The organism is Cytobacillus dafuensis, assembly GCF_007995155.1.
GTDB classification, from domain to species: Bacteria; Bacillota; Bacilli; order Bacillales; family Cytobacillaceae; genus Cytobacillus; species Cytobacillus dafuensis.
On record NZ_CP042593.1, the window covers coordinates 1,849,419 to 1,875,139 of the forward strand.

Consider the following 25,721-nt stretch of genomic DNA (forward strand, 5'->3'; position numbering starts at 1 on the left):
ATATAAATATATTATTTATTATAATTTTCCCACAAATGAAAACTATTCCTTCAAAAGTTAAATAATTTGCATTATAATAAAATAATGCAATAGTAAAAATGTTTTATATTTTACATAACTTTTGGCTTATTATTAGGCAACTATGGTTGGACAAAGGAGGCGTACCTAGTATGAAAGGGGTAAAAAAAACACGATTTAAAAAGGTAGGTAAAAAGAAAAAGGACAAACCAAAAAAGGAAAATAGATTAGTAAATTTTTTCGCTAATATTCCTGTATGGAAGAAATTAAAGCTTGGTCAAAAATACGGAGTCGCATTATTTGTAACGATTGGACTCTTTACTATGTCTACCTTGATTACATTTGTACTATTAACGATTGCTAATTCCAAAATGGAAACAGTTGAGGATACCGGTGAAAAGGCCATCATGATCTCAGAAGCAACTGCTATTTTTCATCAAAAAGGAAGTGCTATTGGGAACTATATTATAGATTCAAATCCAAAGCATTTAAGGACTTATGATGAATTATCTAAGGAATTTAATCAATTAAAGAAAAGTATTCAACCTACCTTATCAACTTCAGAAACGAAAAAATTATTTTCTGAGATTATTAAAAATGATAAAGAAATTACTAATCTGTTTCATTTTACGATCAAGACTAATGTTAAGCTTCAGCATGAAAGAGAATACCGGCTTGGGAAATTGAAAGCAGATAAAATTATTTCGGAAACTGTCGATAAGCTAGAAAGCTTAAGTGATATGTTGATAAAAGAGCAAAGAAGTGCAGTAAATTCAGCTAAATCAGAAATAACTCTTACATTAGTTGTACTTGTCATATCTATAGTCATTTCGGCTGCATTAGGTATTGCTAGTATTCTAGTCATTGGGAAAATCATTTCAAACAAACTTGGGCAAATAGTACATCTTTCAAATGAAGTTGCAATAGGAAATTTAAGTGTCGAATCAGTCAAATATGAGGGTACAGACGAAATTGCTGAATTAAGCAAGGCAACGAATGCAATGAAAGAAAGACTTCAGGCTATGATTCAGGAAATTTCTGCTGTTTCTAGTTTTGTAACGGAAAAGAGTGGAGAATTAAATAATGCTGCAAATGAAGTGAGTGCTGCAAGTCAGCAAGGAGCTTCAACTATGCAAGAGCTTTCAGTAGGAGCAACTGAACAGGCGGATTCGACCACAGGGTTAGCTAGTATGATGGACGATTACTTAGTAAAGGTCCAAAAAGCAACCGAAAGCGGATTTATGATTAAAAACACCTCAAATGAAGTATTAACCATGACAAAAAATGGTGTATCTCTGATGAGAGAATCTCAAGAGCAAATGACTATAATAAATGAAATTATGCAAACATCCGTTGATCGAGTGAATGGCCTAGATGAACAGACAAAGCTAATTTCTAAGCTGGTTCAAGTCATTCACGATATCGCAAATCAAACGAATTTGCTTGCTTTGAATGCAGCCATTGAGGCAGCAAGAGCAGGTGAACATGGCAGAGGATTTGCAGTTGTAGCGGATGAAGTAAGAAAGCTAGCTGAGCAAGTATCTCATTCTGTTGCTGATATTACGACTATTGTGAAAGGCATCCAAAATGAATCGAATAATGTGGTTGCCTCTTTAAAAGAAGGCTATACTCAAGTGGAAAAAGGAACAGACCAAATTCAATCAACCAGTGAAACATTTAATAAAATATATCAAGCTATTAATTTGATGACGGATAATGTGAATGAAATATCATTAAATCTAGAAAAGGTTTCTGAAGGTTCCTCACTTATGAATCAGTCGATTGAAATTATTGCCTCTATTTCAGAGGAGTCAGCTGCTGGCATCGAGCAAACGAGTGCAAGTATGTCGCAAACCAACATTTCAATAGAAGAAATCTCTGAAAATGCCCAATCCTTATCAGTACAAGCTGACAAATTAAATGAAATGATTTCTAAATTTAAACTGTAATTATTTTTTAGCTTAGGTGTCCTTTGAAATATGAGGGACACCTTTTCGTTATCTTTTCATTCTATATGAACGAATAAATATGAAAGGACGACGATTTATTATTTTCCTTTTCTAGAAAGGAAATCCAATTATTTTGTAGAATTATGTATAGTGTAAATCCCAATAGGGAGGGTATAGAGAAGTGACTTTTAATAAGAAACTCAACAGGTATGATGCAGATGATCTTGAAAAAAAATCTATATACAAGAGCAATTCAAACTTTCTAAATGGTGAACTTATTGAAGGGATTTTTTTTAATGCAGCAGATGGAATGGTCATATTTGATGAATCGGGAAGGATTCTTGAAGTAAATCCCTCTTTTTGTACAAGTGTGCATAGGAATCGACACGACTTGATTGGATTAACATTGGAAAAGTTAGTGCCATTTGAAATGCATTTTAAGTTAGATATGCAAGCAAAAATATTAAAAGAAAAAAACAGCGTAAGGGGAGTTCTTCCGATTTTAGTTAAGGATAGCCTCTCTTATTTTGAGTTCACAACAAGTACTTTACAAAAGGATACCCTTTTTTTATCTATTTTTCGAGATATAACAGAAAAGAGGAAGTTAGAGCAAAAAGTAAGAAAAAATGAGGAGTTGTATAAGGATTTATTCGCTGAGGCTCTCGATGGAATTATTTTTTGGACAGAGAAAGGGAAAATTGTTAATGCAAATGAGTCGGCCTGCAAGATTTTTGAAAGCAGCTACGACGACCTTGTATCGAAAAATATCAATGATTATATCTATTCTAAAGATGATAAATTTAAGAAAATGTATAAAAATCTTTTTGAATGTGGAGCGATTAGAGACGAACTTGTGTTTCTTATGCCAAATGGTCAAAAAAAGTCTTTAGAATTTACTACAAAGTTACATGCAGTAGAAGGATATCATTTGACCATTTTACGGAATGTTAGTGACACTCGCAGAATGGAAAAAGAGCTAAGGGAAAGTGAATTAAAATTTCGTAAAGTGTTTGAAGGAGCCATAGAGGGGATCATTATTTTGAATAATGATTTTAAAATAGTAGATATCAACCAAGCTGGAGAAAAATTGTTAAAAAATCTAAAAAAAGACTTGGTTGGTCATTCATTTACTGAAATTTTAAGAGAGTTTCAATTAAGTGATGATGAAATTCAACTTTATTCAACTGATTTAATAAGAAAAGGCAAAGCAACAGGGACAGTAGAAGTAACTTTAAGATCAGATGAAACAAAATTTATTGAATTTGCAGCTAAGCATAATGTTTTCTCAGAGTTTAGTTTAATAACATTTAAAGATATAACTGAAAAATTAGAGATGGATGTCAAACTGCGAAAATCAGATACATTGCATGTTATTGGTGAGCTTGCAGCTGGAATAGCCCACGAAATCCGAAATCCTATGACTGCTCTTAAAGGTTTTATTCAATTATTAGAAGATAACATAGAAGAGGATTATTCTATGTACTTTAATATTATTACATCTGAATTGCAAAGAATCGATTCAATCATAAATGAATTTTTGATTTTAGCAAAGCCTCAAGCAGTTAAGTTTATTGAAAGAGATATTACCCAGATAATGGAAGAAACAGTAAAGTTTTTAAGTGCCCAAGCGGTCTTACATAATGTTCAATTTCAAACATATTATGAGAAAGATTTACCACCTATCTATTGTGAACAAAATCAAATGAAAAAGGTGTTTATCAATCTTATAAAAAATGCGATTGAAGTTATGCCAAAAGGAGGCTTTGTCACAATTACTATGAATTCTGCCTCTGATGAAAGAATTCATATCTCCATTCAAGATGAAGGCTGTGGAATTCCAAAGGATAAAATCAATAAGCTAGGACAACCATTTTATACAACTAAAGAAAGAGGGACTGGTTTAGGTTTAATGGTAACCTATAAAATTGTAGAAGAGCATGCAGGGACGATTGAGGTTGAAAGTGAATTAGGAGTTGGGACAAATTTTCATATTTATTTACCATTAAGGAAAAAAGAGAGAAAATGACCGATACATCTAATATATTCTTACTAAAAATACCCCCAATGGCGCCCATCTTCGTCAAAGGGGTTTTTGTGTTGAAACAAAGAAACGGTCAATATTTTTCTCCATAATAGTAAGAGATGACAATTATAAAATTCAATTAAGATCAAAAACAAACTTGTGAGCTTTATCACAGATATTTCCGATTATTTTGAATAAAATATTTATTAGAATAATATAATCCTAGTATTTACTTCTACTTTTTGCCTCAATGCCCCTGACCGAAAAACAATTCTAGAATAAACATTACTTTCTCAACATGAACAATTCTTAAATCAATAGTTATTCTTAAAGAAATATATAATCTATAAATGGAAGATTATTTTCCGAAATTGTTAGTACTATGCATGTGTTGCGATTCATATATCGTTAATACATAGCTTTTTTATATACAAAAAAGGAAAGCGTTTTCAAGGATAAGGAGGGAAAATCATTTATGCATATTGTCGTTTGTGTGAAGCAAGTACCAGATACAAAAATAATAAAAATTAATCCCAAAACGAACACACTTGATCGAAGAAGCGCACCTGCAATTTTAAATCCATATGACGCACATGCAGTGCAAGAAGCAGTCAAGATTAAGAAAATGATTGGAGAGGGCACGATATCAGTTTTATCAATGGGTCCCCCGCAAGCGACTGCAGTTATAAAGAAAAGCATTGAAATTGGAGCTGATAGAGGGTATTTAATTTCGGACAGGGCATTTGCTGGTGCAGATACACTAGCAACAAGTTATGCATTATCAAAGGCATTGGAACGAATCTCGAAGGAACAACAAATAGATCTCGTTATTTGCGGGCTTCATGCTATTGATGGGGATACTGGACAAGTAGGTCCAGGAATTGCAAGGAGAATGGATATACCACCAATAACGAATGTAATTGAAGTAACAGAATTTAACGAAAAAGAGAAAACAGTGCTCCTGAAAAGAAAAATTGCGAATGGATATCAGCTGATTGAAGCTCAATATCCTTGTTTACTGACAGTTGGCAAAGAAATTAATGAAATCGAATATTCTCCAATGCCAAACATGATTAAAGCCGCTAGGTACGAACCAATCATATGGACTGTTAATGATCTTGAAAATGTCGATCGTCCACAACTAGGGCTTAAAGGCTCTCCAACAATTGTAGGAAAAATGTTCACTCCTCCAAAGCCAGAAGGCGGTATGAAGCTGGATGGAAATGCAGACGAACAAGTCGCTCAATTAATCGCTTTATTAGAAGACAAAAAGGAATTATTATTCGCTAATCATTAACCTATTTTTTAATGGCAAAGGAGTGGGCTAAATGTTTGAGGATTATCGGGGAGTTTGGGTCTTTATTGAACAGAACGAAGGAGAAATTGAAGGAGTGTCTTTAGAACTTTTGGGAGCTGGGAGGAAGCTTGCTGACAAGCTTTCAGTTCCATTATCTGGAGTATTATTAGGGCATGATGTGAAGGGATTATGTCCTGAAATCATTTCTTATGGGGCAGATCAAGTATTTGTAGTTGACCACCCCGTACTAAAGGATTATCGTACAGAGTCATATATGAAGGGTGTTATTCAATTAGCTGAAAAATTTAAGCCAGAAATATTTCTTTACGGGGCAACTCCGAATGGGAAGGACCTTGCAAGCGCGGTTGCCACAGATTTGAGCACAGGCTTAACAGCAGATACAACGATGCTTGATGTAGATTTGGATAATAGATTGCTTGAAGCAAGCAGACCTGCATTCGGCGGAAATATTATGGCCACAATATTATGTAAAAAACATCGCCCACAAATGGCCACTGTTCGTCCAAAAGTGATGAAAGCACTAGAAAAGGATAATAGTAGAGTTGGAAAAATAATAGAAGAGGAAATTTTCTTACAAGAAGAAGATATGCGAACGAAAGTGCTTAAAATTGTGAAAGACATCACAAAAAAAGCACGATTAACTGATGCACATGTAGTGGTTGCAGGTGGAAAAGGAATGGGAGATTTACAAGGATTTCAGCTTATTCATGAATTAGCTGAAACAATTGGAGCAACAGTTGGTGGGACAAGGGACGTCGTTGAGGCGGGGTGGCTTCCACATGAGCAACAAGTCGGGCAAACCGGGGAAACGATTACCCCAAAAATATATTTTGCGATAGGTATCTCGGGTGCTATCCAACATATTGTCGGTATGAAAAATTCTGAGTTTATCATTGCGATTAACAAAGATCCAAATGCACCGATTTTCGATGTCGCCACCTATGGAATTGTAGGAGATGCAATAGAAATAGTCCCAAAATTAATTGAGCAGTTCAAGGTGATGCAGAAAGAAAAGGGTGGTGAAGTTAGTTATGTCTGAAAAATTTGATGTCATTGTAGTTGGAGCGGGCCCTGCAGGTACATCATGTGCTTATACATGTGCAAAAAATGGATTGAAAGTATTACAAATTGAGAGGGGAGAATATCCAGGCTGCAAAAATGTAATGGGCGGTGTACTCTATAGGCAGCAAATGGAGGAAATTATACCTGAGTTTTGGAAAGAAGCTCCATTAGAAAGACCCGTTATTGAGCAGCGCTTTTGGATGATGGACAAAGAATCTGCTGTTACCTTTGGCTATAAAGGGCTTGAATGGGGGATGGAGCCTTATAATAACTTCACAGTTCTCCGTGCTCCTTTCGACCAATGGTTTGCGAAAAAAGGAGTCGAACAAGGTGTATTGCTTGTAAATGAAACAGTTGTCCTCGAATGTATTGTGGAAAATGGGAAAGTAGTCGGAGTTAGAACGGATCGCCCAGATGGAGAAGTATATGCTGATGTTGTCGTATTGGCTGATGGGGTAAACTCCCTCCTTGGAAAACAGCTTGGTTTTCATAAGGAATTTAGGCCGGACGAAGTAGCCCTAACCGTAATGGAAGTAATCAATCTCTCAAAAGACAAAATAAATGATCGCTTTAATTTGGAGGAGAACCAGGGCTGTACAATTGAAATATTTGGAGACTCAACGAAAGGAAATTTAGGAACAGCTTTTATTTATACAAATAAAGAAAGCATTAATATCGGAGTAGGAACGACACTTTCAAGTATGATAAAAGCAAAACTCAAGCCATACGATCTTTTAGATTATTTGAAGACTCATCCAATGGTTAGGCCGCTTATGGAAGGTGGAGAATCTCTTGAGTATTTAGCCCACCTTATTCCAGAAGGAGGGTATCATTCCGTTCCAAAGGTTGCAGGTAATGGGGTTTTATTAGTTGGAGATGCTGCACAGTTAGTAAATGCCATCCATCGAGAAGGTTCGAATATGGCTATGAAATCTGGAAAAATGGCAGCTGAAGCCATTATTGATGCAAAAAAACGAAATGACTTTAGCGAGTCCAGTTTGAATAAATACAGGGAAGCCCTATATGATAGCTTTATTATGAAGGATTTAGAAAAATATAAAGATGCCGCACATGTATTTGAGCATTATCCACAATATTTTAATGAGTATGTTCCGATGATCAATCGTGCCGCCAGTAAATTCTTTACTGTAGACGGAACTTCTAAAAAGGATAAGCAAAAACAAATTATGCGCAGCATTACTGGAGAACGTGGCAGATTAAAGGTTATTCAAGACATGTATCGTGCATGGAAGGCGGTGAAATAATGTCAACGAAGAATATTGAAGAAAAGCAATATTTAATTCGTTTTAAAGCAGATACGAAGTCGCATTTAACCGTTCTAGACCACGATATTTGCATGACAAAATGTCCTGATAAAATATGTACGATTTTTTGCCCAGCCGAGGTATACAAATGGGAAGGGTTAAGAATGCAGGTTGGATACGAAGGATGTCATGAATGTGGTAGCTGCCGGATTGGCTGTCCTTATCAAAATATTAAATGGGAGTATCCGAAGGGCGGACATGGGATTGTTTTTAGGCTGGCATAATAAAGGTTCATTGATTTTTTCCTACTAAAAAGAATTGAAAAATAAATGAATCCATTAAGACGGTGCACGAATAAGCATCGTCTTTACTTATTCGTAAAGAGTTGCGTTAATTCTCTAAGTTGAATTTGTATGTATTTTCACATATGGGGATAAAAAGGGAAAAGCAAAAGGTGTAAAGTGGGAGATTTAACTTGCGCTTCCTCGTATTTTTGTAGAAAATAACTTGTCGTTCACACTGTGTTTTTCTAAGTTTTTTGCATGTTCATATGCAAGATGGAAGGAATCAAAGATCGGAGATGAATAGTAGAAGGTATTCCAAGTAAAGCTTCCATTAGAATCTGATGGATAAATCGTAATCTTCCATGTGTAATATTCTTTATCTGGGTTCCGGATTTCTCCTTCAAGGGCAATAAGCCAATGAGAATGTTTAAGTTTATCAACCTCTTCTAAATCATTAAGACACTTGTAATCGTTAGTGCCAATTGGAACTAATGCCTTTTGATAAAAATCTTTATAATTGGGCGGACACATATTTTCACCCTCCAATCTATTTGAAATGAATTTATTTAGTTCATGTATTTATTATATGGTATTCGATTATTTATTTTCATAATATTTAATAAATATTTATTTAAGCTTAGGCTATATCAAACTGCCCTGTTGATTTCCGTTGCAGGCACATAGCGTTCGCGGGCGGTCAGGAAGCCTCCTCGTCGAAGAGCGCTCCTGCGGGGTCCCCCTATGACTTGCTTCTCCCGCAGGACATTGAATAATCTTCCCCGAATAAACACCACACGAAGGAAATGCGAATGCATTTTCGAGGACCTCGCGCCTTCCGCTCCAATCAACAATTAGAAAAACTCGGCGTTCGCCAAGTCCTTTTTGGCGAATGTCTTAGTTTTTCTTATGCGATCTTATTAGCAGATATTTAATTAAAAACACACTTTACTTTAGTACTTTAATAAACTTAAAATTTCCTATTAGCCAAAATAGCATTATCAACACTATGCATTAACACAGCCAAAACTTATAAAGAAAAGGGAGCCCCATTAAATGAGGCTCCACAGTTTCTTATTGATTCCACTCATTTAGTTTTTGATCAGAAGGGAGAAGGAGTGTTAGTAGCCCGATTAGCGGTAAAAAAGCAGTTAGTATCATTGTGTCTGTAATACCAATTATATCTGCTAAACGGCCGATTACCATCGCCCCAATTGCTCCCATCCCAAATGCAAGACCAACTGTTAATCCAGCCATTGTACCAATTTTACCTGGAACTAGCTCTTGGGCGTATACCACTGTTACTGAGAAGCTAGACATAAGAATAAAACCTGTTACTGTGAGTAAGCAAAATGCTGCTGTGGGTGGTACAAAGGGAATCAAAATTGTTAATGGAGCAGAAACAATCATCGAAAGGAAGATGACTCGTTTTTTTCCAAATCGATCTGCAAGCGGGCCCCCAAAAAAAGTTCCAAGAGCACCTGCGACTAAAAAGGCGAATAAAAAGATTTGTGCTTGCGTTATAGAAAAAGAGTAATTCTCAATCGTGTAAAAAGCATAATAATTTGTCATGCCAGAAATGTACCAAGATCGCGCAAAAATTAGAACCAATATAAGAACGAGAGCAAATTTTACACCTTTTGCTAGTCCCTTTTGATTTTCGATGGTTGATTTACTTTTTTTATTAAGCATGCTTTGCTCAATTCGAAGATTTCTAGCGTACCAAATGGCAATATAAGTTAAAAGCCCTACAGCAATAGCAGCAACACCCGTGAACCATGCTGCTCCTATTTGGCCAAGAGGTACAAGGATTAATGCAGTAATAAGAGGTGCCATTGCCTGTCCGCTATTTCCCCCTACTTGGTATATGGACTGGGCAAGTCCGCGCTTAGAACCAGCTGCCATATATGCTACCCTGGAGCCTTCAGGATGAAATACAGCTGATCCTAGTCCAATGAATACAACTGATATCACGATATATTCGAAGCTTGGAGCTAATGCTAATCCAAGTACACCAATCATGCTGGAAGTTAATCCAATTGGTAAAGCATAGGGCATTGGTTTTTTATCAGTTGCCATACCGACAATTGGCTGTAAGACTGAAGCAACAATATTTAGTGCAAATCCAATAATTCCAAGCTGAGTGAAGGAAAGGCCCATTGAGTTTTCCAAAATTGGAAACATTGCAGGGATAATCGCTTGGATTGAATCATTCAATAAATGACAGAGGCCTATGATGATCAATATTTTAAAAGACGTTTCATTGCTTCTTGAAATTGTCTGGGCCGCTGCTGCTGTGTTACTCATTATCAGGACTCCTTTGGAAATAATGTTTTAATAAATTTAGTATTACTAAATAAATATAATACTAGATGATGAAGGATATCAAATGGTTTTTTCTATTCATCATTTATTGTACAATAAAAATGATAAAATTTAGACTTTTCAATCAAATTGGTCAGCTGACCAGATTAATTTATTTTCTGGGGGGTACTAATGGAAAAAACAGTTGAGATATTACTTACGAAAGAAATAATAAATCATTTTTTACATGTTTATTCGTTAGAAGAAGGGTATAAATTACTGGGGGATTTTGAGAATTATGTTTACGAGGTTAATAAGAACGATTGTACATTTATATTGCGATTGACACATAGCACACATCGGGAGCTTGAAAATCTTCTCGCAGAAATTGATTGGATCCAGTACTTGTCCAGTCAAAGATTAAATATCTCGATGGCATTTCAATCTAATAATGGAAAGTATGTGGAGTCCATTTCGGCAATGGATGGGTCGATTTTTTACGCGACTCTTTTTTCTAAAGTCTCAGGTGAACAAGTAAAGATAAAAGACGAACTTTTTAATGAACAGTTATTTTATGTTTGGGGAAAAACGATAGGTAAAATGCATGCCGTAACTAAAACATACGTACCGTCTCCAAATATCAAGGAAAGGTATCATTGGAATGAGGATGAGCTACTAGATGTAGAAAAATATTTTCCTGCTGAAGACAAAGTTGCTATTCAAAATGCCAAGGAACTTTTTGAACAAATTAATAAATTACGGAAAAACAAAGATAACTATGGTCTTATTCATTCAGATATCCATTGGGGAAACTTTTTTTATGATGGCAAAAGCATTTATGTATTTGATTTTGATGATTGCTGTTACCAATGGTTTGTGTCAGATATTGCAATTCCGCTATATTATTCAACTTTATCTGGGTTTTCAGCAAGTGAAACAGAAAGAAGAAATGAGTTTGGGGAATTTTTCTATTCATCATTTATTGAAGGATACAAAACAGAAAATTCGCTTCCACAGGACATTGAGCAGCAATTGCCGTTATTTCTTATGCTAAGGGACATTACTTTATATTCAGCTCTTAACAAAAAAATAGCTCCTGAGGATCGAAATGAGCGCGTGAAGCAAATGCTTGAAGAGATTAAAGTCAGGATTGAACAGAAAAAACCAATCGTCCATTTATAATAAATAAAAGAGCCAAAACGGCTCTTTTATTTATTTTTCTTTAGTCGGTAGAAAAATATCTACAATTGTTCCCTTATTTACTTTACTTGCAATTTGAATTTCCCCACCAAATGATTGAAGGATCCTTTTACAAACAACGAGACCGAGTCCTGTACCTAAATCTTTAGAAGTATAGAAAGGCTGGAATATTTTTTCGATTTCTCCTTCAGGAATACCAGAACCTGTGTCTGATACTTGGATTTGGCATCTATAGGGCAGTTCAATGAGTGAAATGGATAGCTTGCCACCTTCTGGCATAGATTCTAATGCATTTTTCGTAATATTAAGAAGTACTTGTTTCAGCTGATCTTTCGTACAATCTACATAAATAGGTGAACATGGAAGAGATGACTCGTATTGAACATTATTTAAATTAGCTTCTGATATAATGAGTGGCTCTAAATCTATTATTATTTTTCTAGTATCAATGATTTCAGTTTTCTGTGCTGTCGGTTTTCCAAGTATAAGAAACTCACTAACGATTTCATTTATTCTGCTTATTTCATCATTGATGACAGAGAAATAATATTGATCGTCTGTATTCGTATATTTTTCACTTAAAAGCTGAACTAACCCTTTTATTCCTGTTAAAGGATTCCGGATTTCGTGTGCCGTACTTGCTGCCAAAGTTCCAACAAGCTCTAGCTTCTGAAGTTCATTTTCCTTTTTCTCTCTTGCTGTTTGTTTTCTAAGCATGAGATACTTAATCAATAAAAACATTATGTGGCAAATAAATATAAAACGAACCATTACGAGGGAAACCGTTTTTATAATTTTACCCATATCTCTATTCGGGATTTCTACCTTAATACTCCATGGAAGTCGATCAAATGGTAAGGAGATAGAATTTTTTTGAGAGAATTTAGTAGAGCCATTCATATTAATGTCCATAATGACCGATCCATTTTGATTAATAACTGAAAGCTTTGTATCTGGAGTTAATAATCTCATTATGTTTTGTACATAATCAATTCTTAAATGGGCGATAATGATTGATACTAATTGTCCCTCATCATTTAAAACAGGTTCTCCTATCCCAATAACTTTTTGACCATTTTTTAATGTTTCTAGATTATTGGAAATAACGATATCTTTTGTACGAGTAATTTCCTTAATATATTCTTGGTTTGATAAATTAGTATTGGTTAATAGAGAGTTTGAACCCGTAATAACTTTTCCTTCTGGATCAAGTAAATAGATTCCCCCGTATCTTGGATCTTTGCCGTGGGCTTTTTTCAAGAGAGGATAAAGCTTTTCAATTGAATCTAATTCTGTTTCAGCAGTTAGTGCGAGAATGTCAAGCGTTGTTACGGTTTCGGAAATAAACTGATCCCAGCTTTTTTGGTGTATGGTGGCTATCCATATGGCTTTTTCTTTTCGCTGATTAAAATCGCGATTAAATTCATCATACATATGGTAAATAAATGCAATGAATATCGGGATGATGACAACGATAATATATAAAAGATAATTACTTTTTCTACTATTCATCAATTTTGACTCCGTTTGAGATAATTAATTTAGAATATAGTATACCATTTTAAACCAGATGAAGCTCATTACTATATGCAAAATACAAAAAATATTTTCCAATAATGTGGAAATAGGATGGAAATTGACATTAAACGATTGATTTTTTATAATTTACTTAGATTTCAAGATAATTTATATTTAAAAAAGGATTGGATAATAGTGAGTTCTGAACAAATAAAACAATCATTAAAATTATTTATTGTACTTTCAAGATCATACCGATCTATTAATGAGAATGTTAATAAACTTATTCAAACATATGGGCTTAACCCAACTGAATTTGCAGTTCTTGAGCTTCTTTATCATAAAGGAGACCAGCCCTTACAGCAAATTGGTGGAAAAATATTGTTAGCAAGTGGCAGTATTACTTATGTTGTAGACAAATTGGAGCAAAAAGGGTTTATAAGAAGAGCAGCATGTCCGAAAGATAGAAGGGTTACTTACGGGCAAATTACAGAAGCAGGTAAAGCCTTTATCGAGGAAATCTTTCCTGACCATGAAAAGCAAATTGATTCGTTAATGTCGGAGCTATCTGAGGAAGAAAAGGATACAGCAATAAATCTGTTAAAGAAACTTGGGTTATCACAGATTAACAGACATATCAACTAATTCAAATTAATATACCTAATAATATGACGATCCAAATGGATCGTCATATTATTTAGAGGATTTATATATATTATTGTCGAAATAATAAAGTGCCTTAAAGGAAGTTAATAAAAAGGGGGAATTGGAGTGAGTTTTGAAAATTATTCATATTCTCGTCCAAATTTAGAAGACTTAAGCAAGAAGTTTGAAAATGCATTGGAAAAGTTTAAAGATGCAAAATCTTCTGAAGAGCAGAATTCAGCTATGAATGAAATCAATGATTTGCGTAATGATGTAGGAACAATGTTCAATCTTTGTTATATCCGCCATTCTGTGGATACAAATGATGAATTTTATAAAGCTGAACAGGATTATATGGATGAAATTCAACCAGAGGTGGAAGGACTTGTAACGAAATATTATGAAGCACTTGTGAATTCTGACTTTCGCTCTGAGCTTGAGGAGAAGTGGGGAAAACAGCTTTTTGCCTTAGCGGAAGCACAATTAAAAGTCTTTTCTCCCGAGATTGTACCGTTATTGCAAAATGAAAATAAGCTTTCATCTGAATATACAAAGTTAATTGCATCAGCCAAAATTGATTTTGAAGGGGAAGAACGCACTCTAGCACAAATGGAACCCTTTACAGAGTCAACTGATAGAGAAATACGTAAAAAAGCTAGTGAAGCACGATTCGGATTTTTTGCTGAAAATGAGCATGAGCTTGACAGAATCTATGATGAATTGGTCAAAGTTAGAACTGAAATTGCTCATAAATTAGGTTACAAAAATTTTGTTGAGCTAGCGTATTTACGGATGCAGCGAACAGATTACAATGCTGAAATGGTTTCCAATTTCCGAGATCAAGTAAAAGAATTTATCGTTCCGATTGCAACAAAGCTGAAGGAGCGTCAAAGAGAGCGCATTGGAGTCGAACAGCTTAAATATTATGATGAAGGCTTTAATTTTAAATCTGGTAATGCTGTGCCTAAAGGAAGCCCGGATTGGATTATCGAAAATGGTCAGACTATGTATGATGAACTTTCAAAAGAAACTGGGGAATTTTTCTCTTATATGCGAGATGAGCAGCTCATGGATCTTGTTGCTAAGAAAGGGAAAGCAGGTGGCGGTTATTGTTCATACATAGAAAATTACAAGTCTCCATTTATTTTTTCAAACTTTAATGGGACTTCAGGTGATATAGATGTTCTTACCCATGAGGCAGGACACGCATTCCAGGTTTATTCTAGCCGCAATTATGAAATTCCTGAATATTATTGGCCAACCTATGAAGCATGTGAAATTCATTCAATGAGTATGGAATTTTTTACATGGCCTTGGATGGAAAAATTCTTTAAAGAAGATACAGATAAATATAAGTTTACTCATCTAAGCGGTGCATTATTGTTCTTGCCTTACGGTGTATCAGTTGATGAATTCCAGCATTGGGTTTATGAAAATCCTACAGCTACTCCTAGAGAACGAAAACAAGCTTGGAGAGATATAGAAAAGAAATATTTACCGCATAAAGACTATGATGGTAATGAGTATTTAGAAAATGGCGGCTTCTGGCAGCGTCAAGCTCATATTTATAATTCGCCTTTTTATTATATTGATTACACACTGGCACAGATTTGCGCGTTCCAATTTTGGAAGCGTTCAAGAGAAAATCAAGAGGAAGCATGGAAAGATTATGTGCATCTTTGCAGTTTAGGAGGCAGCAAGGCATTTACAGGATTGGTTGCTAAAGCAAATTTAATTTCTCCATTTGAGGATGGCTGTGTTGAGTCAGTTGTAGGAGAAATTGAAAGCTGGCTAAACGCCGTTAATGATAAGAGCTTGTAATTAATTTATATGGAAGGACCGGTTCATTTCCGGTCCTTTTTTGTTCCACTATTTACTTTTCATACTAATTATAATTTCCTCATTTTCTAATCTTGCCTGTAGTTCAGGATTATCTGAATGATCGATAATGAAATCTGCTAGCTTATCTTCAAGCTGATCTTGAATGACTCTTCTTAAAGGTCGAGCTCCAAACGCTGGATGATATCCGATTTCTGCAAGTTTTTCTTTTACTTGGTCAGAAATGGTAAGATTCATATTTTGCCCTGATAGATTTTCTTGCAGGTCATTAAGCATAATCTCGACAATCTCAAGTAAATGTCCTTTTTCAAGGGATTTAAACTCAATTATACTATCAAAACGGTTTAAAAACTCTGGTTTAAAGAAAGAACCAAGTGAATCTAAAATGCTTGCTTCCTTCAACACATCATTTGTTTCAAAACCAACGTGAATTTTATTATTCTGAACACCTGCATTACTTGTCATAATAATGACTGTATCATTAAAGCTAATTGTTCGGCCTTGGCTATCAGTCAAGCGCCCATCCTCTAAGATTTGTAGAAATATATGCAGAACATCAGGGTGTGCCTTTTCAATTTCATCAAGCAAAATAATGCTATATGGGTTACGGCGCACCTTTTCAGTTAATTGACCTGCTTCTTCGTGGCCAACATACCCAGGAGGAGAGCCGATGATTTTTGAGACACTGTGCTTTTCCATATATTCACTCATATCAAGACGAATCATTGCTTCTTTTGAGCCAAATAATTCTTGCGCAAGGGTTTTTGATAATTCGGTTTTACCAACACCAGTTGGTCCAACGAATAGAAATGAACCAATTGGACGACTTTTCGCCTTAAGTCCAGCTCTGCTTCTGCGAATGGCCTTAGCGATCTTTTCTACAGCCTCATCTTGTCCAATAACCTTTTGAGATAGGTTTGCCTCAAGATTCTTTAGTTTTACCTGCTCATTTTCAATGAGCTTGCCGACTGGGATTCCAGTTTTCTTCTCAATTATTTCTTGAATATGATGGACTTCGACGATAGGGCGTGAAGAGAGATTATTCGTGTTAAGTGCTTTTTCTAGCTTAATTTCTTCTTCACGAAGCTTTGCTGCTGCTTCATAATTTTCCGCTTTTAATACTTTTTCTTTTTGTTTGCTAATTTCCTCTAAGCGGCTATTAATCTGCTCGAAAGGTGTATAGTCTGATTTTAAATTCATTTTAGATCCCGCTTCATCCATTAAATCAATTGCTTTATCTGGGAGATAGCGATCATGGATATAACGGCTTGATAATTGAACACATGCTTTAATTGCTTCTTCCGAAATAGAAACCTCATGATAGTCTTCATATTTAGACTTTAGGCCTCTAAGAATTTCAAAAGCTTCATCTTCTGTTGGCTCTTGTACATAAACAGGCTGAAAGCGGCGTTCAAGTGCTGGATCTTTTTCAATTTGACGGTATTCCTTTAAAGTTGTTGCACCAACTAATTGCAGTTCACCTCTAGCTAATGCTGGTTTTAGAATATTACCTGCGTCCATTGATCCTTCTGCTGAACCAGCACCAACAAGAAGGTGAATTTCATCAATAAATAGAATAATGTTTTTTCTTTCTTGTAATTCACTTATTAATTGTTTCATTCTTTCTTCAAATTGGCCTCTTATTCCAGTGTTTGCTACTAGCGAAGCAACATCTAACAAGTAAACATCTTTATTGAGAAGCTTTTTCGGTACTTTCCCCTCTGAAATCATCGTAGCAAGTCCTTCGGCTATTGCTGTTTTACCTACGCCAGGTTCACCAATTAATACAGGGTTATTTTTATTTCTTCGATTTAAAATTTCAATGACACGGTATACCTCCTCATCTCTTCCTATAACAGGATCAATGAGTCCAGCACTTGCTAATTGAGTTAGATTTCTGCCGAATTGATCTATAAATCCACCAGATTTTTTATGTTCAGTATTTTGTGTAAATGATTGTTTTTGAAAAGGTTGCTTACTTGATTCAACATGTTTGAATAATTCATCAAATGGAAATTGATTAATATCTGTTAATCCTTTTGAACCAAAGGAGGAACCAATTTTTGCTTTTTCATGTTGATAACAGCTTTGACAAAGGATAAGGTTTTTTTCATTTCCGTTTATATTTACTTTCAATTGTACATTAGCTTCTTTTTGTTGACATTTTTGACAAAGCATATTACTACCTCCTGTACTTTACTTTGACTTTGACTATATTTGACCTTTGAATTCATTATACTTTGACCTTTTTTGACTTTCAAGTGTTTTGTTTAAAATATTATAGGAAAATTTAGGTTTATCCCTATCCTTATAAAATTAGCCATATTACATGACTTCATAAATAGCTCGTCTTAGATTAGAAATTGATTCATATATTGAAAGGGAAGGAGGAGATCAAGTGAAAACAAACTGGGGGGCAGCCTTTCAAATTGCTGCAGTATATGTAGGAACAGTAGTTGGGGCTGGATTTGCAACCGGTCGTGAAATAGTTGAGTTTTTCTCTCGCTTTGGATTTATTGGATTCATTTCAATATTAATGAGCGGTTACATATTTATTTTTCTTGGTTCAAAATTAATGAGGATTGCAGCTCGAATTCAAGCAACATCTTATCAAGAACTGAATGAATACTTATTTGGAAGGCTCTTTGGTTCAGTTATCAATCTATTAATGCTCTTGATGCTGCTTGGAGTATGTGCTGTGATGCTTTCCGGGGCAGGAGCAGTATTTGAAGAACAAATTGGATTATCAAAATACACTGGAATATTTTTTACAATCGGCCTCTCCATTTTAGTTATGATATTAGGGACAAAAGGTATTTTTGCAGTCAATACATTTGTTGTCCCGATGATGATTGCTTTTAGTATTCTTCTAATGATTATTTCTATTTCACTCCCTAACTTTGCAGATCAAGTGTTGTTTATTCCATTTGCTGAAGACGGATGGAAGGCAGTTGTGGCACCATTTTCATATGCTGCTATGAATTTAAGCTTAGCTCAGGCTGTTTTAGTTCCAATAGCAACTGAAATTAAGGATGATCAAACAATTAGGTGGGGAGGAATTTTGGGAGGGGGAGCTTTAACAATTATTCTTATTTCAAGCCATTTTACGTTAGTAATGCTCCCTAATCTTGAATCTTATCAAATTCCTATGGCAGTAATTATGAGAACGGTTGCTTCTTCATTTTTTTGGATATATGTGTTCGTTATATATGGTGAAATTTTCACATCTGTGATTGGAAATGTATTCGGAATTGAACGACAAGTGAGGAAATATATCGCACTCCCAAGTATTATCACGGTTAGCTTCATTTTTGTTATTTGTTACTTCATTAGTTTAATAAATTATGGCACATTATTAGCTTACTTATACCCGATATTTGGATACTTAAGCATTGCTTTTATTGTATTACTATGGATGAAGCCTTTGGATGAGGGATACTAAAAAAGATCTGGCACCGGCCAGATCTTTTTTAGCTATAGTAATTTACTTTTCTTTCAAAATCGTTTTTCCCATTTGCAGGAATGCATCTTTATAATTTAAATCCTTTTTCGTAAAAATGGTTAATTTTATTGGCTGTTCCTTACTTTTGATTAAATATGCGGTTATTACATCTTCATCATTGCTAGCTTCCATAGCGATCGTGTCTTTAAAGAAATCATCACTTGGTGCTTCAATTGTTTGAACATCATCATTTACTGATTGTAGCTGTGTCTTTGTACCATCCTCTAATGTTTTCCAATCAGTATCAGCAGGGAGGAGTTCAATACGCATAAAGATATGATCATTTTCTGATAGATATAGGACATCTTTATTAGGTTCCTCAGCTGTTAATTCAAATCCTGGTAACACATACATGGAGTAAGGCATATTGTCGCTAGATTTTAGAAAAGCAGTTTCTTCTTTCATTTCATCATTTATTTTATATTGTAGATTTTGTTCAAGGATCCGATCGGTTCCTTTTTCCTCATTATTTTGTTCCGTGTTATTTGTTTCTTCTACACCTTGTCCATTGTCAGTTTCATGTTCATCGTGCTTTTGCGAATCTTGATTTTCATTCTGGGCAGTTTTGGATCCGTTTGTTTTGTCATTAGCATTTTCACTCGTTCCGCAGCCTGCAAGGATTAAACTAAGTAATCCAAAAATGAGCATCCATTTTGTCAATAATTTCATTTAGTTATTCCTCCCTTAGTTGCAATTAGCTTTGTAATTAATTTGACGAAATAAAAAAAATGGAGTTACATTATTATTCATACATTACCATTTCTCATTTTAACCTTCAACATATTATAAGAAATGATTAATAAATCCTATTTTAGTAAATGGTACCTATTAACTAAAGGGCAGGAAAACAAATAGGAGTAAATCAAAAATCAGATGAGACACGATGATTAGTGGCATGCTTTGTTTCCATGCATATAGCCATCCCCAGAAAAGGCCTGCAACGAATGCAGCAAAAGCAAGAATCCATTGAGACGAGTAAAAATGTACTGATGCATATAAAATCGACGAAAGAATGATTCCTGAAGGGATATTTATGTATTTTAAGATTCTTTTTTGAACAAACCCACGCCAAAAAATTTCTTCTCCAGGGATAATAATTAACATAAGGACAATGTAGTGCCAAAGTAAAGTTGGTGAAAGGCGCCCATATAATTTTGAAATGTTATTAATCAATGGGAGATTTAACAATTCAATTAGATTGTAACCAATCCAAAATACCCCAAATAGTATAAATCCTGAGAGAATCCCATACAAAATATAAGACATAAAAGAGGATCTATCCTCCAATTCTTCATTAAGTATGGAGTAACTAATTAAAATTAACATGGTAGCTGAAAAGATGTACCAAAAAACAGCCTTATCCTGAAAAGTGAAAAACATAAGTAAATGCGCGAGTAAAAGTCCGATTAACAAGCGAAAATCGGTTGTTAAATTTTTCAAGCGTATAAACTCCTTTCTAACAAACAATTCTATTCTAACAAAAGAGCTCTAGAATTGTAACGAAAAGATTTCCTTACCAATTACTTTCCTGTTGTTTTGAAATAAAATGTACAAAATTGATTATCCTAAGTTTTGAAAAGAAAGGAGGGATATTGTGACAAAATCAAAACGAGAAAAAGAGCGTGCATGGTCGGTAAGAAAGCAGGATCAGAACCCACATGGAAAAGTAAAATCATTAAAAGAGCTTTCTCAAGAAAAAGAATAATTTATCGCAGATTAACGGGCAGTAAGACCCCCACTTCAAGTTTGCGACAGGATTAAAGAAACCTAAGTGGGGGATGAAAGAAAACCAACCCCCACTGATGGAAGTTTCACTTTATTGGAATTACATGTAATGTTTAAAAAATGAATAATAACATATAAAAAGCAGCGATATGCTGCTTTTTATATGTTATTATTTCTGTTTAGGGTATTTTTACAATACTGATTCTTTAATAACTTTATAGTTTTTATGATTAACAACGGTCCTTTGTTCTAAATCTAGATCACGATAATTACCCATATAGGATAGATCGACGATAACAGAGTTTTCGTTTACTTTTTCGACAATACCTTTTAATCCATCGCGAAATTCAATTACATTTCCTACTTCTGCCCTTTTCAAATATCTCGCTCCTTTTTTATAAAGATTAAATTAAAAGATTACTAACAGTTTGCACTAAATTTTATATTTCGTAAAGAAATATGTTATTATTTCACGAATTTGCCTATATTTATCAACTTTATGGCAACTTGAGCAATATTCATTTAAACTAATCATTATGAATAAAAATATTTTAGTGTAGGAGTATGAAGATGGAAGAAGAGCATTTCCAAGAGATTCTTGAAAAGTTAAAAAGTGGTGAATTGACGGAATACTACGTAACAAAGTCAGATTTTCTTCAAATTCGCAGTGTGATCGTTAAGAGGGATGATTTCAGGCATTTTCGGGGTATTGCACAGCGTGGAGGGGATATTATTTACCAATATTTAGAGAATCCCAGAAGTTAATATTTGCCTTATAGAAAGACACTTGAGAATGCCTCAAGTGTCTTTTCTTCATAAAAATAATTTATGAAATTGAAAAAGCCCTATATTCTAAAAGAGGTTTTATGCACATATTCTTTAACAACATTATGACATTTAGAGAGGAGGGATTAAAGGTGGGAATCAGACTAATAAAAATTTCATCCATTTATTTTGCAATAGGGATTTTACTGGGGTATTATATGTCAAGTTCTCATTCCTATATCTTAACACCAGTGCATGTTCACATTAATCTACTTGGATGGACTTCATTAACATTAGCAGGGATACTTTATCATTTATTTCCGAATCTTGCAGCTTCAAAACTAGGGAAATGGCATTTCTGGCTTCATAATATTGGCTTGCCAATCATGATGTTATCTTTAGCCATTTTAATCACGACAGAGAATGGTGTAATGCAAAAAGGAACAGCCATTGGCGCTACTATAACTAGTATCAGTATTTTAATTTTTGTTTATAATATATTGAAAAATCTTAAACCAAATAAATAATCGATTCTGAAGAAACGGGGTTGTCCCAAAAGGTGTCTGGCATCCACATCATACAATTTATCTAGAATCTCGCTCGCTTATTGATACTAGATATTGTTCGTGGTGCCTGACATCTTTGCTTTTGGGACAACCCTTTATTTCTATCCTATTTCCGATTCTTTTGCTCGTCGTATACCCTTTTAGAGTACTCTTTTAATGCATGAATAATTTCCTGCTTCGTATACTCATCTTTAATTCCATTAAAGCCGTAGGCAAAAAAAGAACCCTCCGTTTTTTTCCAAGCTGGAACTCCTAATAGTCGAATGTTTCTGCCTTCAATGATAAATGTAACCTCTAGAAAATATTTATTATCATCTATAGATAGATTTAATGGAGTTTTGAATTTTAGACCATTGGGACTAACATCCATAATTTCAATCGAATCGCTAAAAAAATTTTCCCTTTGACCATTTATACTAATTATTTTTAGGGAACCATTAAGCGGTTCCCGAAATTGGAAGCGAAATGCCTCTTCACGTTTATATCTCATTTCTATACTCTCCAATAAATAGAATTAGATTTATTTGCTTGTTTATCTGAATTTTATGAATTTAGATTTTATATGGAAAATTCAACTATATATTTATTATAATGTAAAAACTATTAAATTCAATTCATATAGGTGCAGATAAGACAAATTAAGTTTCTATTTAGTTTTCAATTGTTTATAAATATTAGAAAAAGGCAATGGTAGGAAAAAGGAGGAAACTACAATGCATCGTAGAAGGACTAATGTAATATACTGTATCCTATTTTCACTATCATTAACTGGATGTATACAAGTTAGCAAAAATCATTCAATTGTAGATAGATATGCTGATGCCCTGCTGACGAAAAACAATGAGCTTCAATTTAGGTTTAAAATTAATGACAAAATTTTAAGTGGAGAGGAAATGTACAAAGTTAAAGTGTCTATACATAACGTGAAGCTTGCTTCTGCACTAGGGACAAATGAAATTATTTACGGCGCCAATGCTAATTTTGAAGGAGAATATATTGAAGTAAATAGTGATAAAGAAAATTTCATCTATATGGAGCCAATTCCATTGTTGAAGGATTTGCATGTGTTTGAAATTAAAGACATGATTATAAATGAGGAAGCTGTATCTGTTGAAGTTTTTAATGATAATGAAGTAATTGCAAAGACGTTTTTAACAAATTTTTCTACACAGTTTTAACAAACCAATCAATGTGAGCTAGTTTCTCATAGAAAAACTAATGCATTTACCGTAAAACTTGGTGAAAGCTACGTTTTTCTATTTATTTTGCTGCCATGACGAGCATCACCATTAAAGAAGAATTGAGTATTACAGAATAATGAATACAAAAATATAAATAAGAGTGCTAGAATTAAAGATATTATTCAGACTTCTTTGCATTATGAGAAAGAATTATTTTTTAGGTAGGTAATATTATTTTTGAGAGGGGATTTTGGAGTTGCAATTACTTGAAAATACGGTCATTGGTTTTATTGGTACGGGAGTGATGGGGAATAGTATGGCCGGACATCTCCTTCATGCTGGGTATCCATTAGTTATCTATTCTCGAACAAGAACAAAAGCGGAAGATTTAATTGCCAAAGGAGCAGAGTGGACGAATTCTCCAAAGGAAATTGCCGAAAAGGCAAATGTTATTATTACAATGGTAGGTTATCCTGCTGATGTTGAAGAGGTCTATTTAGGCGAGAATGGGGTCATTACAAATGGTAGAAAAAATACTTATGTCATTGATATGACTACGTCAACTCCAACTCTTGCAAAAAAAATTCACGAGGAAGCAAGAAAAAAAGAAATGTTTGCTCTAGATGCTCCAGTTTCAGGTGGGGATATTGGAGCAAGAGAGGCGAAGCTCTCTATCATGGTTGGGGGAGATGAAGCATGCTTCAAAGAAATGTTGCCAATATTAGGTCTACTTGGAACGAATATTGTTTATCAGGGTAAACCAGGGTCTGGTCAGCACACAAAAATGTGTAATCAAATTGCAATCGCCAGTAATATGATTGGTGTTTGCGAGGCGATTGTATATGCTGAAAAAGCTGGACTAAACGCAGAAACTGTACTCAAGAGTATTTCATCAGGTGCTGCTGGCAGTTGGTCTTTATCCAATTTGGCACCAAGGATGATAAACGATAATTTTGAGCCTGGATTTTACATAAAGCATTTTATTAAAGATATGAATATTGCCCTGCAAGAGGCGAAAGATATGGGGATGGAAACTCCGGGGTTAGCTCTTGCCCAAAAAATGTATACAGACCTTGCTGAAACAGGCGAAGAAAATAGCGGTACACAAGCGCTATATAAATATTGGGAAAAATAACGAATAACGCAGCCCCCATAAAACAATAATAATGATGAATGATTAAAGGGGGTATACAAATGGCAAAGAGAACGAAAAAAAATGATGCAGAACAAAAGAATAAAAAAGGGTTTGATTCGGCCGTACTGGATTCAGAATTTGCTCATGAGTTCGGAAGTGCCGACACGAATAAGATTCATAAAGATAAAGCGAAAAAAGAAAAATCTGGAAAGAACATTGGGGAATATAAAGGATAGAAAAAAGGTGAGCTAAAATGCTCACCTTTTAATAAATTAGATAATCTATTTATTATAATTTAATATCCATAATCCCAGTCAACTTCCTCTTCATGCCAGAAAACAGGAGAAACGGATCCAAAGTTAATTACTTTATTTTCAATCTTACAGTTACAATGGCTACATCCACACTGAGCTTTAATCTCTTCGAAAACAGAATATTCCACATTTTCAATTACGGTTACTTTTTGATTTTCCTGGTAAAGGATTGCTGTGCCCTTCATCGGTTAATCGCACCTCTTTAAATTATTTTGAAACCCATCGTAAATTGTTTTCCGTTTACAGCTTAATTGTATTCAGTATTTATAAGTCTGTCTACATTTTGTGAAAACGTTCACAAAAAGATCATTTTTAAATTGGATTATTTATTTCGCATTTACTAGGAAATTAAGTATAAAAATGATAATTTGTCAATCCTGGAAATTTACCTTATTTTTTCATAAAATCCAATAAAATAGTATTATAGTAATGTTAAATATTCAAAATTATTAAGTATAATAGTAGAAGTGTTTATAGTAAAAAGATCGTATATTTATTACTCTTTTTACCGCTTTTATTATATTTTTATTACTTTTTTACACTTTGGAGGTATTACAGTGGAAACAATTTTAGAGAAAAACTCCTATGGCGAAGGGGACTATGAAGAAAAAAAGGAATACGGTGGATTCTGGCTTCGCTTTGCAGCATATTTAATTGATTCTATTATACTTGGAATTCCATTAGGGATCATTACGTTGCTCATTTTTACTCTCTTTTTTGGGGCATTTGGTGCTTTTGAGTTAATTCTAGCAGATCCTTATGCAGATATATCTGAAGAGCAAGCTTTAGCATTACTTGGATCATATTTGGGGGCATTTGCAATAGCATTTTTAATTAATATGGCAGGAGTTATTGCTTATTATGCAGGACTGCATTCATCAAAATGGCAGGCGACTGTTGGAAAAAAACTTTTGGGTTTAAAAGTTACGGATTTAAACGGCAATCGTATTTCTTTCTGGAGAGCATTAGGAAGATATTTATCATTAGCTTTTTTATCAGGAATCTTACTGATCGGTTTTATAATTGCGGCATTTACAGAAAAAAAGCAAGCACTTCATGATCTCATTGCAGGGACAGTTGTTGTAAAAAATTAATATTTTCACCTATTTTC

General features: G+C 34.3%; 26 protein-coding genes. 17 read left to right on the forward strand and 9 right to left on the reverse strand.

What is annotated here, in order from left to right:
* The first annotated feature begins 170 nt into the window (after positions 1 to 170).
* The 6 genes from FSZ17_RS08730 to FSZ17_RS08755 all read left to right on the forward strand — a co-directional run bounded on the left by FSZ17_RS08730 (position 171) and on the right by FSZ17_RS08755 (position 7,919).
* Positions 171 to 1,967: a methyl-accepting chemotaxis protein gene (locus FSZ17_RS08730; protein WP_057774034.1), complete on the forward strand. Its 1,797-nt coding sequence runs from the start codon at positions 171 to 173 to the stop codon at positions 1,965 to 1,967.
* Between the two features lie 181 nt (positions 1,968 to 2,148).
* Positions 2,149 to 3,993, forward strand: a complete 1,845-nt coding sequence (locus tag FSZ17_RS08735) for a PAS domain S-box protein (protein ID WP_057774032.1) — start codon at positions 2,149 to 2,151, stop codon at positions 3,991 to 3,993.
* Between the two features lie 472 nt (positions 3,994 to 4,465).
* A complete protein-coding gene (locus tag FSZ17_RS08740; RefSeq protein ID WP_057774030.1) occupies positions 4,466 to 5,287 on the forward strand; it encodes an electron transfer flavoprotein subunit beta/FixA family protein in 822 nt (273 codons plus the stop codon).
* A gap of 31 nt (positions 5,288 to 5,318) precedes the next feature.
* Entirely contained in the window at positions 5,319 to 6,347 is a 1,029-nt protein-coding gene (locus FSZ17_RS08745; protein WP_057774028.1) for an electron transfer flavoprotein subunit alpha/FixB family protein, read from the forward strand.
* Positions 6,340 to 7,635 carry an FAD-dependent oxidoreductase gene (locus FSZ17_RS08750; RefSeq protein WP_057774026.1) on the forward strand — a complete coding sequence of 432 codons (1,296 nt, stop codon included), beginning with the start codon at positions 6,340 to 6,342 and terminating at the stop codon, positions 7,633 to 7,635. Before FSZ17_RS08745 ends, FSZ17_RS08750 begins: the two co-directional genes overlap by 8 nt.
* A complete protein-coding gene (locus tag FSZ17_RS08755) occupies positions 7,635 to 7,919 on the forward strand; it encodes a ferredoxin family protein (protein ID WP_057774024.1) in 285 nt (94 codons plus the stop codon). The genes FSZ17_RS08750 and FSZ17_RS08755 overlap by 1 nt, the downstream gene beginning before the upstream one ends.
* A 186-nt stretch (positions 7,920 to 8,105) precedes the next feature.
* Here the strand turns inward: FSZ17_RS08755 and FSZ17_RS08760 are convergent, their stop codons facing one another.
* Together FSZ17_RS08760 and FSZ17_RS08765 are read right to left on the reverse strand one after the other, a co-directional pair.
* Positions 8,106 to 8,450, reverse strand: a complete 345-nt coding sequence (locus FSZ17_RS08760; RefSeq protein ID WP_057774022.1) for a hypothetical protein — start codon at positions 8,448 to 8,450, stop codon at positions 8,106 to 8,108.
* Between the two features lie 540 nt (positions 8,451 to 8,990).
* Complete coding sequence (locus tag FSZ17_RS08765; protein WP_057774020.1) at positions 8,991 to 10,223, reverse strand: MFS transporter; 1,233 nt, start codon at positions 10,221 to 10,223, stop codon at positions 8,991 to 8,993.
* A 189-nt stretch (positions 10,224 to 10,412) separates the two neighbouring features.
* Here FSZ17_RS08765 and FSZ17_RS08770 point away from each other — a divergent pair, with 189 nt between their 5' ends.
* Positions 10,413 to 11,402: a phosphotransferase enzyme family protein gene (locus tag FSZ17_RS08770; RefSeq protein WP_057774018.1), complete on the forward strand. Its 990-nt coding sequence runs from the start codon at positions 10,413 to 10,415 to the stop codon at positions 11,400 to 11,402.
* Positions 11,403 to 11,432: 30 nt separating this feature from the next.
* Here the strand turns inward: FSZ17_RS08770 and FSZ17_RS08775 are convergent, their stop codons facing one another.
* Positions 11,433 to 12,932 (reverse strand): ATP-binding protein, encoded by a 1,500-nt coding sequence (locus tag FSZ17_RS08775; protein ID WP_057774017.1) that lies wholly within the window; start codon positions 12,930 to 12,932, stop codon positions 11,433 to 11,435.
* A gap of 201 nt (positions 12,933 to 13,133) precedes the next feature.
* Between FSZ17_RS08775 and FSZ17_RS08780 the strand changes: the two genes are divergently transcribed.
* Together FSZ17_RS08780 and FSZ17_RS08785 are read left to right on the forward strand one after the other, a co-directional pair.
* Positions 13,134 to 13,583, forward strand: coding sequence for a MarR family winged helix-turn-helix transcriptional regulator (locus FSZ17_RS08780; protein WP_057774809.1), 450 nt, complete (start codon positions 13,134 to 13,136; stop codon positions 13,581 to 13,583).
* Between the two features lie 126 nt (positions 13,584 to 13,709).
* Positions 13,710 to 15,404, forward strand: a complete 1,695-nt coding sequence (locus tag FSZ17_RS08785) for a M3 family oligoendopeptidase (RefSeq protein WP_057774016.1) — start codon at positions 13,710 to 13,712, stop codon at positions 15,402 to 15,404.
* A gap of 48 nt (positions 15,405 to 15,452) precedes the next feature.
* Here FSZ17_RS08785 and FSZ17_RS08790 read toward each other — a convergent pair whose 3' ends face one another.
* Positions 15,453 to 17,600 carry an ATP-dependent Clp protease ATP-binding subunit gene (locus FSZ17_RS08790; RefSeq protein ID WP_057774014.1) on the reverse strand — a complete coding sequence of 716 codons (2,148 nt, stop codon included), beginning with the start codon at positions 17,598 to 17,600 and terminating at the stop codon, positions 15,453 to 15,455.
* A 220-nt stretch (positions 17,601 to 17,820) separates the two neighbouring features.
* Between FSZ17_RS08790 and FSZ17_RS08795 the strand changes: the two genes are divergently transcribed.
* Positions 17,821 to 18,864 carry a YkvI family membrane protein gene (locus tag FSZ17_RS08795; protein WP_057774012.1) on the forward strand — a complete coding sequence of 348 codons (1,044 nt, stop codon included), beginning with the start codon at positions 17,821 to 17,823 and terminating at the stop codon, positions 18,862 to 18,864.
* A gap of 42 nt (positions 18,865 to 18,906) precedes the next feature.
* Here the strand turns inward: FSZ17_RS08795 and FSZ17_RS08800 are convergent, their stop codons facing one another.
* Positions 18,907 to 19,593: a DUF8580 domain-containing lipoprotein gene (locus FSZ17_RS08800; protein WP_057774010.1), complete on the reverse strand. Its 687-nt coding sequence runs from the start codon at positions 19,591 to 19,593 to the stop codon at positions 18,907 to 18,909.
* Positions 19,594 to 19,752: 159 nt separating this feature from the next.
* Positions 19,753 to 20,364 (reverse strand): CPBP family intramembrane glutamic endopeptidase, encoded by a 612-nt coding sequence (locus tag FSZ17_RS08805; RefSeq protein ID WP_057774009.1) that lies wholly within the window; start codon positions 20,362 to 20,364, stop codon positions 19,753 to 19,755.
* Positions 20,365 to 20,518: 154 nt separating this feature from the next.
* Here FSZ17_RS08805 and FSZ17_RS23685 point away from each other — a divergent pair, with 154 nt between their 5' ends.
* Positions 20,519 to 20,629, forward strand: a complete 111-nt coding sequence (locus tag FSZ17_RS23685) for a DUF6254 family protein (protein ID WP_228460309.1) — start codon at positions 20,519 to 20,521, stop codon at positions 20,627 to 20,629.
* A gap of 210 nt (positions 20,630 to 20,839) precedes the next feature.
* Here FSZ17_RS23685 and FSZ17_RS08810 read toward each other — a convergent pair whose 3' ends face one another.
* On the reverse strand, positions 20,840 to 21,028 hold the full coding sequence (locus tag FSZ17_RS08810; protein WP_057774006.1) for a YkvS family protein: 189 nt from the start codon (positions 21,026 to 21,028) through the stop codon (positions 20,840 to 20,842).
* Positions 21,029 to 21,219: 191 nt separating this feature from the next.
* On the opposite strand from FSZ17_RS08810, the gene FSZ17_RS08815 reads away from it, so the two are divergent.
* On the forward strand, positions 21,220 to 21,414 hold the full coding sequence (locus tag FSZ17_RS08815) for a hypothetical protein (RefSeq protein WP_057774004.1): 195 nt from the start codon (positions 21,220 to 21,222) through the stop codon (positions 21,412 to 21,414).
* A 152-nt stretch (positions 21,415 to 21,566) separates the two neighbouring features.
* Complete coding sequence (locus tag FSZ17_RS08820; RefSeq protein ID WP_057774002.1) at positions 21,567 to 21,941, forward strand: cbb3-type cytochrome c oxidase subunit I; 375 nt, start codon at positions 21,567 to 21,569, stop codon at positions 21,939 to 21,941.
* A 145-nt stretch (positions 21,942 to 22,086) separates the two neighbouring features.
* On the opposite strand, the gene FSZ17_RS08825 is transcribed toward FSZ17_RS08820, so the two are convergent.
* The gene (locus FSZ17_RS08825; RefSeq protein ID WP_057774000.1) at positions 22,087 to 22,470 is read right to left on the reverse strand and encodes a PilZ domain-containing protein; all 384 of its coding nucleotides are present in this window, start codon (positions 22,468 to 22,470) and stop codon (positions 22,087 to 22,089) included.
* A gap of 223 nt (positions 22,471 to 22,693) precedes the next feature.
* On the opposite strand from FSZ17_RS08825, the gene FSZ17_RS08830 reads away from it, so the two are divergent.
* From FSZ17_RS08830 to FSZ17_RS23345, 3 genes are all read left to right on the forward strand, one after another.
* On the forward strand, positions 22,694 to 23,158 hold the full coding sequence (locus tag FSZ17_RS08830; RefSeq protein ID WP_057773998.1) for a hypothetical protein: 465 nt from the start codon (positions 22,694 to 22,696) through the stop codon (positions 23,156 to 23,158).
* A 259-nt stretch (positions 23,159 to 23,417) separates the two neighbouring features.
* Positions 23,418 to 24,296, forward strand: a complete 879-nt coding sequence (locus FSZ17_RS08835; protein ID WP_082625315.1) for an NAD(P)-dependent oxidoreductase — start codon at positions 23,418 to 23,420, stop codon at positions 24,294 to 24,296.
* A gap of 59 nt (positions 24,297 to 24,355) precedes the next feature.
* Positions 24,356 to 24,532, forward strand: a complete 177-nt coding sequence (locus tag FSZ17_RS23345; RefSeq protein ID WP_185150684.1) for a hypothetical protein — start codon at positions 24,356 to 24,358, stop codon at positions 24,530 to 24,532.
* A gap of 59 nt (positions 24,533 to 24,591) precedes the next feature.
* Here FSZ17_RS23345 and FSZ17_RS08840 read toward each other — a convergent pair whose 3' ends face one another.
* Entirely contained in the window at positions 24,592 to 24,795 is a 204-nt protein-coding gene (locus FSZ17_RS08840) for a hypothetical protein (protein ID WP_057773996.1), read from the reverse strand.
* A gap of 372 nt (positions 24,796 to 25,167) precedes the next feature.
* Between FSZ17_RS08840 and FSZ17_RS08845 the strand changes: the two genes are divergently transcribed.
* Positions 25,168 to 25,704, forward strand: coding sequence for an RDD family protein (locus tag FSZ17_RS08845; RefSeq protein WP_057773993.1), 537 nt, complete (start codon positions 25,168 to 25,170; stop codon positions 25,702 to 25,704).
* Positions 25,705 to 25,721 lie beyond the last annotated feature (17 nt).